A 15,030-nucleotide genomic window follows, 5' to 3' on the forward strand; every position below is an offset into this window, starting at 1 on the left:
GGTGTCGGCATTGGCCAACAAGGCTGTCATCGTCATCGGCGGGGTCGCCGTGGCGTTCATCGCGCTGAAGCTGCTGGGGCCGCTCATCGCGACGCTCATCGTGCTGGGCGTCATCGCGCTGCCGGTGGCGGCCTACCTGATGCTCGACCCCTCGCAGCGCCGCCGGCTGCGCGGCCAGGCCCGCAAGCGCCTGGGGAGCTGAGGGACGCCGGCGCGCCTCAGCCGGCGCGCCGGACGGCCAGGTCCGCGTGCGGGCGGACGGGCGGGACGGCCTCCAGCTGCACCAGCAGCAGCGCCGCGTCGTCGGCCGGCCGTCCCCCGGTGTGGCGCCGCAGGTCCCGCTCCAGCGCGGTCAACAGCCGCCCGGGGCAGTGGCCCTCTTGCCCGCGCGCCAGTTCCTCCACTCGCCGCGCCAGCGGGTAGCACATCCCCTCGCCGTCGCGGGCCTCGCTCACCCCGTCGGTGTACAGCAGCAGCCGGTCGCCGGGCCGCAGCGGCAGCGGCTCGCCGGCGCACCAGCCGCCGGCCAGCTCCAGCAGGCCCAGCGGCGGGAACTGCAGCACCGGCTCGACGCAGGCGGCCCGGCCGTCCCGCAGCAGCAGCGGGGGCGGATGCCCGCAGTGCACGATCTCGGCCGGCCGGTCGCCCTTGGGCAGCCCGACCAACAGGGCGGTCACGAAGCCCTCCGCACCGCCCAGGCGGTCGCGCACCAGCGCATCCAGCCGCATCGCCACCGCGGCCAGCGACGGTTCGCGCCGCGCCAGCTCCCGGAAGGCGCCCAGCACGTCGGCCGCCCCGCTCACCGCCTCCAGGCCCTTGCCGCTGACATCACCGATGATCAGCCGGGTGCCGAACGGGGTGGACAGCACGTCGTACAGGTCGCCGCCGACCTCGGCGGCGGCGTCGGCGGCCAGGTAGCGCACCTCGGTGCGCAGGTCGCCCAGCCGCTTGGGCACCGGCCGCAGCAGCGCCTGCTGCACCGCCTCGGCGACGCGGCGCAGCTCGGCCAGTTCCCGGTCGCGGCGGGTCACCGAGCGGGACCACAGCCAGGCGGGGACGGCCACTGCCGGGGCCGCCGCGGCCAGCGCCGGGGCGTTCCCCCAGTGCAGTACCGCCAGGGCCGTCGCCGCCCCCAGTGCCGCGGCCCCCGCCGCCACCTGCCGCATAGCGCCCCCATCCGCTTCGAACCCCCGACAGGCAGATCAATGAGGCGAATGGTAGTGAAATGATCACCAATGGTGAGGAGATTCCCCGGATTCGCCCGGACCGGCGCGATGCGCATCAGCCGATGGCCGGCGGCAGCAGGCGGAGCAGGTGACGGCGGGCCAGCGCGCGGGCGCTGTCGTCGTCGTAGACCGCCAGGCCGCCGCCGGGGACCAGCAGCAGCGACATCGCCACGCGCAGCAGGATCTCGCAGACCGCGTTCAGGTCCTCACCGTCTTGGGGGTGGTCGCGGCCCAGCCGCTCGGCCAGGATGTCGCGGGCGGCCAGCATGATCGCGCCGCCGTTCATGCTGAGCTGAGGCAGGAACACCTCCGGCTCGCTTTGCAGGACGCGGGTCAGCAGGGGGTTGGACCGGGCCTCCCGCAGCCCGGCCACGAACCCCTCCACCAGCGCGTCCCGGGCCGACAGCCCTTCGGTGGCGGCGGAGATCTCCGACAGGAACCGCCGGCACTCGCGCAGGATCACCGCCTGCAACAGCTGGTCTTTGTTGCTGAACCGCCGGTAGATGGTGGTGCGCGCCACCCCGGCCCGCCGGGCGACGTCCTCCACGCTGACCCGGCGCAGTCCATAGGTCTCGAACTCCGCCAGCGCCGCGTCCAGGATCCGCACATCCAGCGCGTCCGGCTCGGCCTCGGCCCGGCGGCTCAGCAACCCCTCCATCAGGCGCGGATCCGGGAGTCGTAGCCCTTGCGGGCGTTGCGGTCGAAATCCAAAAAGAGGGTGTCCAGCCCGTAGTAGCGGGCCACGGCCCGCTTGACCGGGTCGGGGATGAGCCCCATCAGCCGCAGCTGGGCGGTGAGCCTGCGCGGCACCACCAGCTGCGGCACCGGCTTGGCGATCATGCGGGCCACCGCGGCGGCGATCTCCTCCGGCCGGCAGTTGCGCTGCCCGCGGGGGCTGCGGGTGCCGGCGATCAGCTCGGTGTCGGTGAAGGAGGGCAGCACCGCGCCGACCTTGATCCCGCGGTCGCGCACCTCCAGCCGGGTGGCCTCGGTGAACGCCACCACCGCGGCCTTGCTGGCGTTGTAGAGGGCCAGCCCGGGGGTGGGCAGCACCCCGGCCACCGAGGCGATGTTGATGATGTGGCCGTCGGCGCGCGGCAGCATCCGCTCCAGCGCCAGCTTGGTGCCGAGCATCACGCCGTGCACGTTGACGTCCAGGCAGCGGCGGGCGTCGGCGTCGCTTTCGCCGGTGACCGGGCCGATCGGCATGATGCCGGCGTTGTTGACCAGCACGTCCAGCCTGCCGAGCCGGTCCTCCACCGCCTCCAGGAAGGCGGTGAAGGAGTCCCGGTCGGTGACGTCCAGTTTCAGCGCCGGGATGTCCAGCCGCTCCCCGGCCTCCTTGACCGCGGTCTCGTCGATGTCGCCGATGGCGACCTTGGCGCCCTTGGCGACCAGCGTCCGGGCGGTGGCGTAGCCGATGCCGCGGGCGCCGCCGGTGATGGCGATGACCTTGCTCATAGGCGCTCCAGCCTGACCGGGAGGCCGTCCTTGGGGGACGGCAGGGAGGTGGTGTCCAGCGGCCACTCATAGCCGCGGGGGACGCTCCAGCGGTAGTTCAGCAGCACCTGGTGCAGCACGGACTTGATCTGGACGCCGGCGAAGTGCATGCCGATGCACTTGTGGGCGCCGCCGCCGAAGGGGGCCCAGGCGTAGCGGTGCACCTTGTCCTCGCGGCGGTGCTCGGCGAACCGCTCGGGGTCGAAGCGCTCGGGGTCCTTCCAGATCTCCGGCATGCGGTGGTTGGTCAGCGCCGCCACCACCACGGTGGTGCCCTTGGGGATGTGGTAGCCGAGGATGGAGGTGTCCTTGACGGCCCGGCGGGGCAGCGCGGGCACCGGCGGCACCAGCCGCAGCGCCTCCTTCATCACCAGGTCCAGGGAGACCAGCTTGTCGATGTCGTCGAAGTCCAGCGTGGGCTTGCCCAGGGCCTGGGACTCCTCGCGCACCCGCTCCTGCCACTCGGGGTGCTTGGCCAGGTAGTAGGCCATGGTGGTCATGGTGATGGTGGAGGTGTCGTGGGCCGCCATCAACGCGAAGATCATGTGGTTGACCACGTCCTCGTCGGTGAAGCGGTGCCCGTCCTCGGTCTCGGCCTGGCACAGCGCGGCGAACAGGTCGTCCCCGCCGTCGCGCCGCTTGGCGGGCAGGTGCCGGTAGAAGAACGCCTCCAGCTCTTTGCGGGCCTGCAGCCCCTTGTGCCAGCGCAGGCCGGGCACGGAGGTGCGGATGATGGCGGTCCCGGCGCGGACGGCGTCGATGAAGGCGCCGTTGAGCCGGTCGATCTCGGCCTGCTCCAGGTCGACGCCCACGAAGACGTCGATGGCCAGGTCGAGCATGAGCTGCTTGATGCGCTTGTAGAACTGGAAGCCGTCCCCGGTGGGCCAGGCCTTGATGCCCCGCGTGATGCCCGGAGTCATGATCTCCAGGTAGCTGCGCATCTTGGGCCTGGTGAAGGCCTGCTGCATGATGCGCCGGTGGTGCAGGTGCTCCTCGAAGTCCAGCAGCATGATGCCGCGCCGGAAGAAGGGACCGATGTAGTAGGTCCACGCGGGGCCGTTGGCGAACGCCTTGTCCTTGTTGACCAGGATCGCCTCGGCGCCTTCGGGGCCCTGCACCATCACCGTGCGCAGTCCCAGCGTCCATCCCCAGGTGACCGGGCCGAACCGCAGGTACCGGTTGCGCGCCATCCCGAACGGGTCGCGCATGGTCTGGAGGGTGTTGCCGATGAGCGGGAGGCCCGGGTCGCCGAGGACCGGCTTGAGGTCGCTGCCGGGAGGCGGTGGCGCGAGGACTTTGGGCATGGCTCCCCCTGGTGAGGAACAGAAGAGCAATTTCTGTAACTTCGTTGTATCGCGCCACAATCCGGACGTCTAGGGGTATGCAAGCCCTTACTTATGACAGTTGGATAAAGTTCGGCCTCTCCCCCAAGCACACCGCCCCCGGGACGGTCCGTCCCGGGGGCGGCGCTGACGGGCGTCTGGATCAGCCGATGATCCGCGCGCCCTCCATCCGTCCGGCCTGCAGGCGCTCCCACATGTAGCGGCGGCGCGGCTTGCCGCTGGAGGTGCGCTGGATCAGCCCGGAGCCGATCACGATCGTCACCGTCACGTCCCCGCCGAGCCGGCGCCGCAGGAACTCGCGGACCCGGCCCTCCCAGTCCGCCGCGTTCGTCTCGGCGAACAGCGCCACGCCCTTGCTGCCGGCGCCCGGCACGCTGGTCAGCACGATCCGGCCCTTGCCCAGCCCGGTGAGCTCGGCGATCTTGGCCTCCAGGTCCTCCACGTAGACGCTGCGCCCGCGGACCTTGATGCTGTCGCCCATCCGGCCCAGCACGAACAGCTGCCCGTCGTAGAAGAACCCGGCGTCGCCGGTGTAGACCTTGCCGTCGATGAACCGGGTCGACTTGCCCTGGGCCCCGGCGTAGTAGCCCCGGCAGGCCGAGGCCCCGCCGACCACGATCTCCCCCAGGTGCCCCTCGGGCAGCTCCCGGCCGTCGTCGTCGACGATGGTGACCGGCACGTCCTCCTCGGGCGTCCCGGTGCCGACCACCCAGCCGGACTTGGCGCCCACCGAGGCCGGGCCCAGGGTGTGGCGGTCCAGGATCCGCACCGGCTGCCCGAAGGCCAGCGACTCCGGATCGGGGTGCACCGCCAGCGGCTCGCGCAGCGCGTTGTCCATGGTCACCAGCAAGGTGGTCTCGGCCATGCCGTAGGCGGGCTTGAAGGCCTTGCGGGAGAACCCGAAGGGCTCCAGCAACTGGGCGAAGACCTCCAGCCCGTGCGGGTCGATCGGCTCGGCCCCCACCAGCGCCGTCTCCCAGCCCGACAGGTCCAGCCCCTCCAGCTGCTCGGGCTTGACGCGGCGGGCCACGTAGGCGTAGGCGAACGGCGGGGCGGCGGTGTGCTTGGCGGTGGCGAAGCAGCGGATCCAGCGGGCCGGGTCGCGGATGAACTGGTCCGGCCGCATCAGCCACAGGTCGCCCTGCCGGGAGATCGGGGTGATGAAGCAGCCGATCAGCCCCATGTCGTGGTAGAGCGGCAGCCAGGAGGCGACCTCGTGGCCGTCCTGGAAACCGGCGGTGCGGGCGATCAGCTCGCAGTTGGCCTCCAGGTTGTCCCAGGTGACCATGACGCCGCGGGGCTCGCCGCTGGAGCCGGAGGTGAACTGCAGCAGCGCCAGCTCCCCCGCCTCCTGCACGTCCGCCTCCGCAGCGGCCTGACGGGGCAGCCACGGCTCGCCCTCCAGGCCGGCCGCCTGCATCGCCCGCCCCACCAGCTCCGCCAGCCCGGCCGAGGAGATGGTCAGCTTGGGCCGGGCCTGGCGCAGGATGGCCGCCACATGGGCCACATAGTCGTCGCCGTCCTGGAACAGCGGCGGCGTGATCAGGCAGACCGTGGCCCCGGCCGCCCACACCCCGAAATAGGTCTCCACGCACGTGAAGTCGGTGGGCAGCACCACGCACACCACGTCCCCGGGCCGCACGCCCGCCTCGATGAGCGCCGCCGCGGTACGCCGCGCCGCCGAAGCCAGCTCCCCATAGCCCCGGTACTCCCACCCGCCGTCGTCGGCCGCCAGTCGGATACCGCGATCGACCTGCGGCTTGTCCAGCCAATCACGCAGCGCTGAGCTCATGGCCATCCCTTTCGCAAAAGCCCGCCACAGGCGTTCCCCGCCCCCATGTGACTAGGGGGTAACTTCATCAGCGAGTGAGTATTCACGTCAACAGGCCCCGGCGCAGGCACTCTCCACCGTGTCCGCCGCGCCTTGCGTTCGGCCGGCCGCTTCCCGCCTCACCAGCGCTTTCTTTTTTGTGAGCGGAATGACAAAAAAATTTCCCGCATTGTCGCCATTGATCAAGTTCCCCGGGCCCGCTCACCCGGATCTTCCGCGGGAAGAGTGGCGTGCATCACATCACCCCTGTCCCGCTCCCTGGACGAGGCACGTCCCGCCCGTGCGTTCGCATGCCGATGTGCCCTGCTGAGCGACACCCGCTCCCGCCAAGACCCGCGGATCCACCGCACGCACCGCCTCAGGGGTATCAACGGCACGCCGGCACACGCTCAGCGGACCTCTTCCGACACACCGTCTCCGCCGATCGGGGCGGGCTCCTCACGCTCCAAGGACGACGCGACGGGCCGGAAGAACGCCGCCGAGGCCCCCACCGCCGGCTCTTAAGACCGCACGGCGAAAAAGTTCAGCCCTCAGGCGCGTCCGTGTTCCCGCCGCCCGGCGGCCCCGTGCCGTTCGGCCAGTTGCACCACCGCCCGCCAGCCGATCAGCGCCAGCGCCAGGAAGATCCCGGCGACGATCACGAAACTGACCGCGACACCGCCCCCTGACAGGGCCCGCAGCACCATGCCCCCCGCCAAGGTGATCCCCCAGACGCCCAGCCCGATCGGCGCCGGCTCCGCCGGCCGCCGCCAGGCGCGCAGCACCGCCCAGCCGACCGCCAGCGCCGCCAGGAACGGCCAGGCCGTTCCCGCAAGCTCGGCCACTCCGCCCGACTCACCATGGCTGGCCCGCCCGATGGCCACGAACGCGACCACGCCGACGACGTCCAGCCCACCGGCCGTCCAAGCACGCATATCCCGAGGCTATCGGCCCTTCCCCGACCCCCCGGCCACGCCCCGTCCCCGCAGACGGCCGCCCGAGGCCGCGGAGGCACACACGCAAAGACCCGGCCGCTCACAGACGAATCTGCGACCGACCGGGCCTTCGACCTTCGTAGCGGGGGCAGGATTTGAACCTGCGACCTCTGGGTTATGAGCCCAGCGAGCTACCGAACTGCTCCACCCCGCGGTGACGTGCCCTAACTCTATGGGGCCTCCACTGTTTGTGCAAACCGAAGCGACCGACCGGCTCAGCCACCCGCCGGTACCGCCAAGACCACCACACCGTCACGGCAGCCGCGGCGGACCCGGCCGAAGGCGCCACCGCAGGTGATCAGGCGCAGCTCCAGCCGGTCACCCGCAGCGCGGCAGGCCACCTCACCGGACACGGCGATCTCGGGACAGCGAGCCGGCCACCGCACAACGAACGTGGCGGCCGTCCCCACCATCGACGTGAATCCGGTCGCCGCACCCAAGCTCACGCAACCGGCAGAAGACGGCGCCGGAACGGAAGCACTCATACCCGGCGATCACAGCGACACCCGGCTCAAGCCCGGCAGCCAACCAGGTCGCACCGCTCCGGAGCGATCAACCGGCGATCACGGTCGAGTTCCGGCCGACGCCCCGAGCGGACGGCCCCAACGCGGGAATGCACAGCCCCACCGGACCGGCCATCTGCCGAGACAGCGGCAAGGGCCGATTCGACCGACCATGCCCCTTCGACGAGAGGGTCTTAACGCAAACCCCCACCGCAAACACCCACCCGAAACAGGACACCTGCCCGTACCGCCCAGGACACCCCGCTCCCTAACCTCCCCCTCATGAAACGCAACGCTCCCACCCTCACCGCCCTCTGCCTGGCCGCCGCCCTCCCCCTCACCGCCTGCCAAAGCCACACCCAGAGCTGCTTCAACGGCACCTGCCACGTCACCGTCAAGGGCGCAGGCCAGACCATCGAGGTCAACGACTACGACGTCCGCATCAGGGAAATCGGCCCCGACACCGTCCGCCTCCAGGTCGAAGGCACCCCCACCGTCACCCTGAGGACCGGCTCCCGCACCCCCCTGGGCCCCCTGACGATCCAGGTCACCTCAATCGAGGAGAACACCGTCAAATTCGACGCATTCTTCCGCTGACCCCCACACGCAAGCACCCCCCACCCTCACGACCACAACTCCGCAAGCACCACGGAAGACCACTTCCCCTAAAATCAACGGCTCTTCCCCAAAACACCTCTGCCAGAGCCCCCACGCCCACCCCCCAACCCAAAAACAAGAGCTTCCCGAACAAAACCCTCAAACCAGGAACAAACACCCAGCCCCTAGAATCACCAGGTCTTCATCACCGGGAACCTTGCACCCACCCGGGGGCGTGGGGGCAGAGCCCCCACACCGGGGGGCTCCGGGGGGTCGCCCCCCCCGGACCAACACAAACGAAAGTCCCGACCGGAAGCAGCCAAAAGCTGCGACCAGCCGGGACCGGACTTTCGTAGCGGGGGCAGGATTTGAACCTGCGACCTCTGGGTTATGAGCCCAGCGAGCTACCGAACTGCTCCACCCCGCGTCGAGTGCGTATTCACTGTACGACCATTCGGGGCCGAAGGCCAAATCGTTTTCAGTTCCGGGGGCAGGAGGGGACCTCCCCCTGGCCGGTGCGCAGGGCGTCCAGGGCCTTGATGGCCCCGTCCAGGGTTTCCACGCGCACCAGCCGCAGTCCCTTGGGGGCGGCGGGCACGGCGTCGCCGCAGTTGTCGGCGGGGGTGAGGAAGATGGTGGCGCCCGCCTGCCGGGCGGCGATCATCTTCTGCTGGATGCCGCCGATCGGCCCGACCCGCCCCTCGGGGGTGATGGTGCCGGTGCCGGCGACGAACTTGCCGCCGGTCAGCGGGCCGGGGGTGAGCTTGTCCACGATGGCCAGGGAGAACATCAGCCCGGCGCTGGGGCCGCCGACGTCGCCGACGGTGATGGTGACCTTGAACGGGAAGCGGTAGTCCTGGCCCAGCAGCACGCCGACGACGGCGCGCTTGCCGTCGGAGGAGGCCACGGTGGTGACGGTGACGTCCTGCTGCTTTCCGCCGCGCACCACGGTGAGGGTGACCTTGTCGCCGGGTTTGCGGGAGCCCATCTCGGTGGTGACGGCCTCGACCCCGGTGACCTTGCGGCCGTCCACGGCCACGATCTCATCGCCGGGCCGCAGCAGCCCCTCGGCGGGCATGCCCGCTTGCACCGAGTCGACCAGGACCCGGGTGCCGATCGGGATCTTGAGCTGGTTGAGCGCCGCGGCCACGGCGTTGCTCTGGGAGTCGGCCATCTGCCGGGTGTTCTCCCGCTCGACGTCCTTGACCGACTCGTTCTTGGGGAAGATGGTCTCCTCGGGGACGATCGCGGTCTCATCGTCCAGCCAGCCGCGCAGCGCGGTGAGCAGGTCGATGCGGTTGCCGGGGCCGCCCCGGTAGGCGACCGTGGTGAAGTTGAGGTGACCGCCGTCCTCGTAGACCCGCCGCCCGTCGATGAGGATGCGGGGCTTGCCGTCTTCGGTCTTGTCCAGCGTGTTGTAGGTCGGGCCGGGGGTCAGCGCCACGTACGGCACCGGCAGCAGCACCCCGACGATTCCGAGCACCAAGATCAACGCGCTGGCGACGACCAGCGTGGCGGCACGGCGAGACATGCGCCAAGGCTATCCGGCGGTAGGTACCGGCATGCCCGGCTGAGCCCGGTTACCCGGCCTTCGCCCTCCTGTCAGGGCCGCTGTCAGCACGCGCCCACCCACTCGTCGGTCCCGTCGGCGAAGAACTGATGCTTCCAGATGGGGACCTGGGCCTTCAGGTCGTCGATCAGGCGGCGGCAGGCGGCGAACGCCTCGGCGCGGTGCGGGCAGGACACCGCCACCACCACCGCCAGGTCGCCGACCCGCAGGTCGCCGACCCGGTGCACGGCGGCCATGGCGCGCACCGGGAAGTCGGAGGCGACCTTCTCCATGACCGCGCGCAGCTCCCGTTCCGCCGTGGGGTGGGCGCTGTAGGACAGGCGGGTGACGGGACGGTCGTGGTCGTGGTCGCGGACGGTGCCGACGAACAGCGCGGTGCCGCCGGCGGAGTCGTCGCCGACGGCGGCGAAGACCTCGTCCACCGACAGGGGGGTCTGGCGGATGCCGGCGAGACGGATGACGTCCACGGGAAGCTACCTCCGTTCGGCCTGTTCCGGCTCCTCCGGCAGGTCGGGCTCCAAGGTGGCGGCCAGCTGGTCGGCCAGGGCGGGCACCAGGTCCGGCCCCGACAGGACCTCCTCGTCGGTGTCGTGGCGGCGCACCCGCAGCACCGAATGCCGCTCCCCGTCGCGCAGGACGCCCACCACGATGCGCACGTCGTCGTGCCGCGGGTGGGAGGCGGCCCACTCCAGGGCGGCGGCCTCGTCCTCGGGCATCTCCTCCTCCACGTCGGGAGGCAGGATGATCCGCTCGATCACCAGGGCGCAGCCGGCGACGGTCGGCGGCCAGGCGATGCGGGCCAGCGCCTCCTCGATGGAGTGCGAGTGCGGCAGCGCCTCCTGTTCCAGGACCACCAGGGTGTTCTCGTCCTCCGACAGGTGGAACCGCTCGGCCAGCGCCGGTTCCCGCCGCAGCAGTTCGGCACTCTCCACCAGCGCATACAGTCGTGGGGGGGCGTCCCACCCGGCCGCGGCCGCGTGGCGTTCCAGATCGAGGACGGCTTCTTCGAGCAGAGTCACGGGGTCCATCTTTCCCGCTTTGGGACGCGGACCGGAACGGGAACCCTGCTCTTCCTCGATAAGTTGCATATGAACACGGCGGCCCGGCCGCACGCCCCGAAGCGGAGGCCGCCGAGCCGAGCGACGAAGCGGAGGAACCCGTGACCTTCCGGACTCCCGGATTCAGCCGGCGGCTGGGTACCGGCCGGACTCGATTGCTGTTGCCCATATTGGCGACATTGGCCGCGCTGGTCGTGGCCTATCTGGTGTTCACCACCGTCTGGACCGACCTGCTGTGGTACCGGTCGGTCGGCTTCTCCTCCGTCTTCACCACACAGCTGTGGGCCAGGGTCGGCCTGTTCGTGGGGTCGGGCCTGCTGCTGGCACTGATCGTCGGTGCCAACATGGTGATCGCCTACCGGCTGCGGCCGTCTTACCGGCCGCTGTCGGTGGAGCAGCAGGGGCTGGAGCGCTACCGGGCCGCGGTGGACCCGCACCGCCGCCTGATCGGTTTCGGCATCGTGACCATGCTGGCGCTGCTGACCGGCTCGTCGATGGCCGGCCAGTGGCCGGTGTGGCTGGCGTTCGTGAACCGCACGCAGTTCGGCGTCAAGGACCCGCAGTTCGGCAAGGACGTCTCGTTCTACGTCTTCACCTACCCGTTCGCGCGGCTGGTGCTGGGCTTTTTGTTCGCCGCGGTGATCCTGTCGCTGCTGATGGCGCTGATGGTCCACTACCTGTACGGGGGGCTGCGGCTGCAGGGGCCCGGCGACAAGGCCAGCCCGCCGGCCAAGGCCCACCTGTCGGTGCTGGTGGGCCTGTTCGTGCTGCTCAAGGCGGCGGCGTACTGGTTCGACCGGTACGGGCTGGCCAACTCCGAACGCGGCGTGGTCAGCGGCCCCGGCTACACCGACCTGAACGCGGTGCTGCCGGCCAAGACGATCCTGGCGGTCATCGCGGTGATCTGCGCCGCGCTGTTCTTCGTCAACATCTGGCGGCGCGGGATGATGCTGCCGGGGGTCGGGCTGTCGCTGATGGTGGTGGCGGCGATCCTGCTCGGCGGCGTCTACCCGCTGCTGATCCAGCAGTTCCAGGTCAAGCCGGACGAGCTGGCCAAGGAACGGCAGTACATCCAGCGCAACATCGACGCCACCCGCCGCGCCTACGGGGTGGACAAGGCGGAGGTGATCCCCTACGGCGGGCAGCCCGAAAGCGACCCGGCCAAGCTGTCCTCCGAGGCGCGGGCGCTGACCGGGGTGCGGCTGCTGGACCCGAACGTGGTCGGCGAGACCTTCCAGCAGCTGCAGCAGGGCCGTAACTTCTACCGCTTCCCCGACACGCTGGATGTGGACCGCTACCAGATCGACGGCAAGACCAGGGACGTGGTGGTGGCCGTCCGCGAGCTGTCGGGCGCGCCGGCCGGGCAGCAGAGCTGGGTGAAGGACCGGCTGGTCTACACCCACGGCTACGGGTTCGTCTCCGGCTACGGCGAGCAGCTGGCCGGCAACGGCACCCCGCAGTGGGTGACCAAGGACATGCCGCCCACCGGCGAGCTGAAGATCGACAAGCCGCAGATCTACTTCGGGGAGCTGTCCAACAGCTACTCGATCGTCGGCGGCAAGGGCCAGCAGGAGCTGGACTACCCCGACGACAGCCCCGCCGGGCAGAAGAACACCACCTACACCGGCAAGGGCGGCGTGCCGGTGGACTCGCTGTTCAACCGCCTGCTGTTCGCCACCAAGTTCTCCGACCGCAACATCCTGCTGTCGGGGGCGATCAACGAGGGCGCCAAGATCCTCTACCACCGGACGCCGCGGGAGATGGTGCAGCGGGTGGCGCCCTGGCTGACGCTGGACGGCAACCCCTACCCGGCGGTGGTGAACGGCCGGATCGTGTGGATCCTGGACGGCTACACCACCTCCAACGGCTACCCGTACGCCGAGCGGATGAGCCTGGGCGACGCCACCCGCGACACCGTCACCGACACCCGTTCGGCGGTGGCCCGCCAGGCCAACGACCACATCAACTACATCCGCAACTCGATCAAGGCGACGGTGGACGCCTACGACGGGACGGTCCGGCTGTACCTGTGGGACGAGAACGACCCGGTGGCCAAGACCTGGATGAAGGTCTTCGACGGCACCGTGCTGCCCAAGAGCGCCATCTCCCCGGAGCTGATGCAGCACTTCCGCTACCCGCAGGACCTGTTCAAGGTGCAGCGGCAGGTGCTGGCGCGCTACCACGTGACCCAGGCCGACGCCTTCTACGGCGCGCAGGGCTTCTGGCAGGTGCCGCAGGACCCGACCTCGCCGGGCCGGGCCCAGCCGCCGTACTACCTGAGCCTGAAGCTGCCCGGTGACCAGAGCGCGCAGTTCTCGCTGACCACGGTGTTCAACCCGCGCGGCCGTCCCAACCTGGCGGCGTTCATGGCGGTGGACTCCACGCCCGGCCCCAACTACGGGCGGATCCGGATCCTGGAGCTGCCGCGCAACTCGCTGATCCAGGGCCCCGGCCAGATCCAGAACTCCTTCGAGGCCGACACCGCGGTCAAGGACGTGCTGTTCAAGCTGCGCCAGGGCGGCACCCGGACGGTGCCCGGCAACCTGCTGACGCTGCCGTTCGGCGGCGGGCTGCTGTATGTGGAGCCGATGTACGCCCAGGCGGCCGGCGGCTCGGAGCAGGAGCCCTACCCGGTGCTGCGGCAGGTGCTGGTGGCCTTCGGTGACAAGGTCGCCGCCGGCGACACCCTGGACGCGGCGCTGGAGCAGCTGTTCAAGGGCGGCGGCGCGGCCCCGCCGGCGCAGCAGGATGACGCCGAGCCGCCTTCCGGCGACGACCTGAACGCCGACGCCCGCCAGGCCCTGGCGGACGCCCAGCGGTACTTCCAGGAGGGCCAGGATGCGCTGAGCAAGTCGCCGCCGGACTGGGCGGCCTACGGCGAGGCGCAGCGGAAGCTGCAGGACGCGCTGAACCGCCTGGCCGAGGCCCAGCGGGCATCGGCCCAGCAGTCCCAGTCCTCCCCCAGCCCGTCCCCGTCCGGCTCGGCGAGCCCGTCCCCCGGGGAGTGAGGCCCAAGCGGCCGTGAAATGCGGAAACGGCCCCGACGCGCTGCCCGCGTCGGGGCCGTTTCCGTTTGAACGCCTCATGCCGCACAAGCGGCCCGCGCCACCGGTATGAACGTCGGCGCTGTGCCATGGAGCGTCCCGCAGCCACGCCACGCGAGCGGCTGCACCGCATGAGCGGCCCAACGCGCCATGGGGACGTCCGTGCCGCCGTCGCGTGAGCGGCTTGCGCCGGCGGGGCGGACGGGTCAGCGGCGGCGCCGGCGGGCGCGGCGGACGGCCGCGGCGGCGCCGATGACGGCGACGGTGGCGCCGGCGGCGGTGGCCATGGTGGCCTCCCTGCCGCCGAGCCGGCGGCCGGCCAGGGCGCGGCGGCCCGCGCTCTCCTCCAGCAGGGCGCGCAGCGCCGAGGCGTTGTCGTAGGCGGGCTTCCAGCCGGCGGAGCGGAGCGTGGCGCAGTCGACCACCCAGGGGTAGGCGACGTAGTGCAGGTCGGTGGCGGGCGCCGGGGTCAGGCCCAGCCGGTGCAGCCGCTGGGCGGTGCCGAAGGTCACCGCGGCGGGCAGCTCCAGGCGCCGCCTGCCGGTGATCTCCTCGACCTCCGCCATCTCCAGCCAGCCGTCGCAGCCGACCGCCACCACCGCGGGGGGACGGCCCGGCGCGGGACGGCCGGGCGCGGCGGACGGTCCCGCCGCCAGCGCGCCGACGGCGACCTGTTCCAGCGCGGCGGCCAGGTCCTCGATGTGGCAGAACTGCCAGCGGGGCGCGCAGCCTTTGACGGCCAGCAGGCGCGGTGCCTCAAAGTGCCGGGTCACCACCGTGTCCACGCCGGGCCCGGCCAGCGCGGCGGGGCGGACCACGGTGACCGCCAGGCCGGGGTGGATGCGCGCCGCCTGGGCGGCCGTCTCCTCCATCTCCAGGTAGTCGCCGACGATGCCGAAGTCGGCCTCGGCTCTCGGCGGCGCGTCCTCGGGCAGGGGGACCGGGTTGTCCGGCGCCGCCCCGTACACCATCGCGCTGGTCACCAGCACCACGTGCCGCACCCGGGCGGCGGCGCACGCCGTCACCACCGTCTGGGCGCCCCGCACGTTGTAGGTGCGGCGTTCGCGCGGGTCGGTGTCGGGCGAGCCGTCCACGTCGGTGTGGACCAGCACGTCCACGTCGGCCAGCCGGCTGAACAACAGCGGGTCCCGCACGTCGGCCACCCGCCACAGCACCCCGGGCGCGTCCCCCCGGCTGCCGTCGATCGCCACGACCTTGCGCACCCGGCCGCCGGCGGCCAGGCGGCGGGCCAGCAGGCGGCCGACTCCGGTGGCCGCGCCGGTGACGGCGACGACCGGGGCCGTGCTACGCCGAGGGCGAACCTTTCCACTTGTCAAGGTCAGCGCCCCCTTCCTGAGTACGCCTCGTTGCCAGGACCGGCTAA

At 71.2% G+C, this 15,030-nt stretch carries 13 protein-coding genes and 2 tRNA genes; 3 read left to right on the top strand and 12 right to left on the bottom strand.

The features are described 5' to 3' along the window. Window position 1 precedes the first annotated feature (1 nt). Window positions 2-202, top strand: a complete 201-nt coding sequence (locus TCUR_RS18310; RefSeq protein WP_245537097.1) for a hypothetical protein — start codon at window positions 2-4, stop codon at window positions 200-202. Window positions 203-218: 16 nt separating this feature from the next. Here TCUR_RS18310 and TCUR_RS18315 read toward each other — a convergent pair whose 3' ends face one another. The 7 genes from TCUR_RS18315 to TCUR_RS18345 all read right to left on the bottom strand — a co-directional run bounded on the left by TCUR_RS18315 (window position 219) and on the right by TCUR_RS18345 (window position 7,028). Then, window positions 219-1,166 (bottom strand): PP2C family protein-serine/threonine phosphatase, encoded by a 948-nt coding sequence (locus TCUR_RS18315; RefSeq protein WP_012854037.1) that lies wholly within the window; start codon window positions 1,164-1,166, stop codon window positions 219-221. Between the two features lie 115 nt (window positions 1,167-1,281). Then, window positions 1,282-1,884, bottom strand: a complete 603-nt coding sequence (locus TCUR_RS18320) for a TetR/AcrR family transcriptional regulator (RefSeq protein WP_012854038.1) — start codon at window positions 1,882-1,884, stop codon at window positions 1,282-1,284. After that, a complete protein-coding gene (locus TCUR_RS18325; RefSeq protein ID WP_012854039.1) occupies window positions 1,884-2,687 on the bottom strand; it encodes an SDR family oxidoreductase in 804 nt (267 codons plus the stop codon). The genes TCUR_RS18320 and TCUR_RS18325 overlap by 1 nt, the downstream gene beginning before the upstream one ends. After that, window positions 2,684-4,030, bottom strand: a complete 1,347-nt coding sequence (locus tag TCUR_RS18330; protein WP_012854040.1) for a cytochrome P450 — start codon at window positions 4,028-4,030, stop codon at window positions 2,684-2,686. The genes TCUR_RS18325 and TCUR_RS18330 overlap by 4 nt, the downstream gene beginning before the upstream one ends. 181 nt (window positions 4,031-4,211) lie before the next feature. Beyond that, complete coding sequence (locus TCUR_RS18335) at window positions 4,212-5,861, bottom strand: AMP-binding protein (RefSeq protein ID WP_012854041.1); 1,650 nt, start codon at window positions 5,859-5,861, stop codon at window positions 4,212-4,214. A gap of 569 nt (window positions 5,862-6,430) precedes the next feature. Then, on the bottom strand, window positions 6,431-6,814 hold the full coding sequence (locus TCUR_RS18340; RefSeq protein ID WP_012854042.1) for a DUF3054 domain-containing protein: 384 nt from the start codon (window positions 6,812-6,814) through the stop codon (window positions 6,431-6,433). Between the two features lie 140 nt (window positions 6,815-6,954). Then, window positions 6,955-7,028: transfer RNA gene (locus TCUR_RS18345), tRNA-Met, on the bottom strand. 631 nt (window positions 7,029-7,659) lie between these two features. Between TCUR_RS18345 and TCUR_RS18355 the strand changes: the two genes are divergently transcribed. Next, complete coding sequence (locus tag TCUR_RS18355) at window positions 7,660-7,974, top strand: hypothetical protein (protein ID WP_012854043.1); 315 nt, start codon at window positions 7,660-7,662, stop codon at window positions 7,972-7,974. A 353-nt stretch (window positions 7,975-8,327) separates the two neighbouring features. On the opposite strand, the gene TCUR_RS18360 is transcribed toward TCUR_RS18355, so the two are convergent. The 4 genes from TCUR_RS18360 to TCUR_RS18375 form a co-directional block, all read right to left on the bottom strand. Further along, window positions 8,328-8,401 (bottom strand) — tRNA-Met (locus TCUR_RS18360). A gap of 51 nt (window positions 8,402-8,452) precedes the next feature. After that, window positions 8,453-9,505: a YlbL family protein gene (locus TCUR_RS18365; protein ID WP_012854044.1), complete on the bottom strand. Its 1,053-nt coding sequence runs from the start codon at window positions 9,503-9,505 to the stop codon at window positions 8,453-8,455. Window positions 9,506-9,588: 83 nt separating this feature from the next. Next, the gene (locus TCUR_RS18370) at window positions 9,589-10,011 is read right to left on the bottom strand and encodes a molybdenum cofactor biosynthesis protein MoaE (protein ID WP_012854045.1); all 423 of its coding nucleotides are present in this window, start codon (window positions 10,009-10,011) and stop codon (window positions 9,589-9,591) included. A gap of 6 nt (window positions 10,012-10,017) precedes the next feature. Further along, window positions 10,018-10,572, bottom strand: a complete 555-nt coding sequence (locus tag TCUR_RS18375; RefSeq protein ID WP_041440046.1) for a PPA1309 family protein — start codon at window positions 10,570-10,572, stop codon at window positions 10,018-10,020. Between the two features lie 131 nt (window positions 10,573-10,703). Between TCUR_RS18375 and TCUR_RS18380 the strand changes: the two genes are divergently transcribed. Continuing rightward, window positions 10,704-13,610 carry a UPF0182 family membrane protein gene (locus TCUR_RS18380; protein ID WP_012854047.1) on the top strand — a complete coding sequence of 969 codons (2,907 nt, stop codon included), beginning with the start codon at window positions 10,704-10,706 and terminating at the stop codon, window positions 13,608-13,610. A 242-nt stretch (window positions 13,611-13,852) separates the two neighbouring features. Here TCUR_RS18380 and TCUR_RS18385 read toward each other — a convergent pair whose 3' ends face one another. After that, a complete protein-coding gene (locus TCUR_RS18385) occupies window positions 13,853-14,983 on the bottom strand; it encodes an NAD-dependent epimerase/dehydratase family protein (protein WP_012854048.1) in 1,131 nt (376 codons plus the stop codon). Window positions 14,984-15,030 lie beyond the last annotated feature (47 nt).

Source organism: Thermomonospora curvata DSM 43183 (assembly GCF_000024385.1).
In the GTDB taxonomy this organism is placed as follows: domain Bacteria; phylum Actinomycetota; class Actinomycetes; order Streptosporangiales; family Streptosporangiaceae; genus Thermomonospora; species Thermomonospora curvata.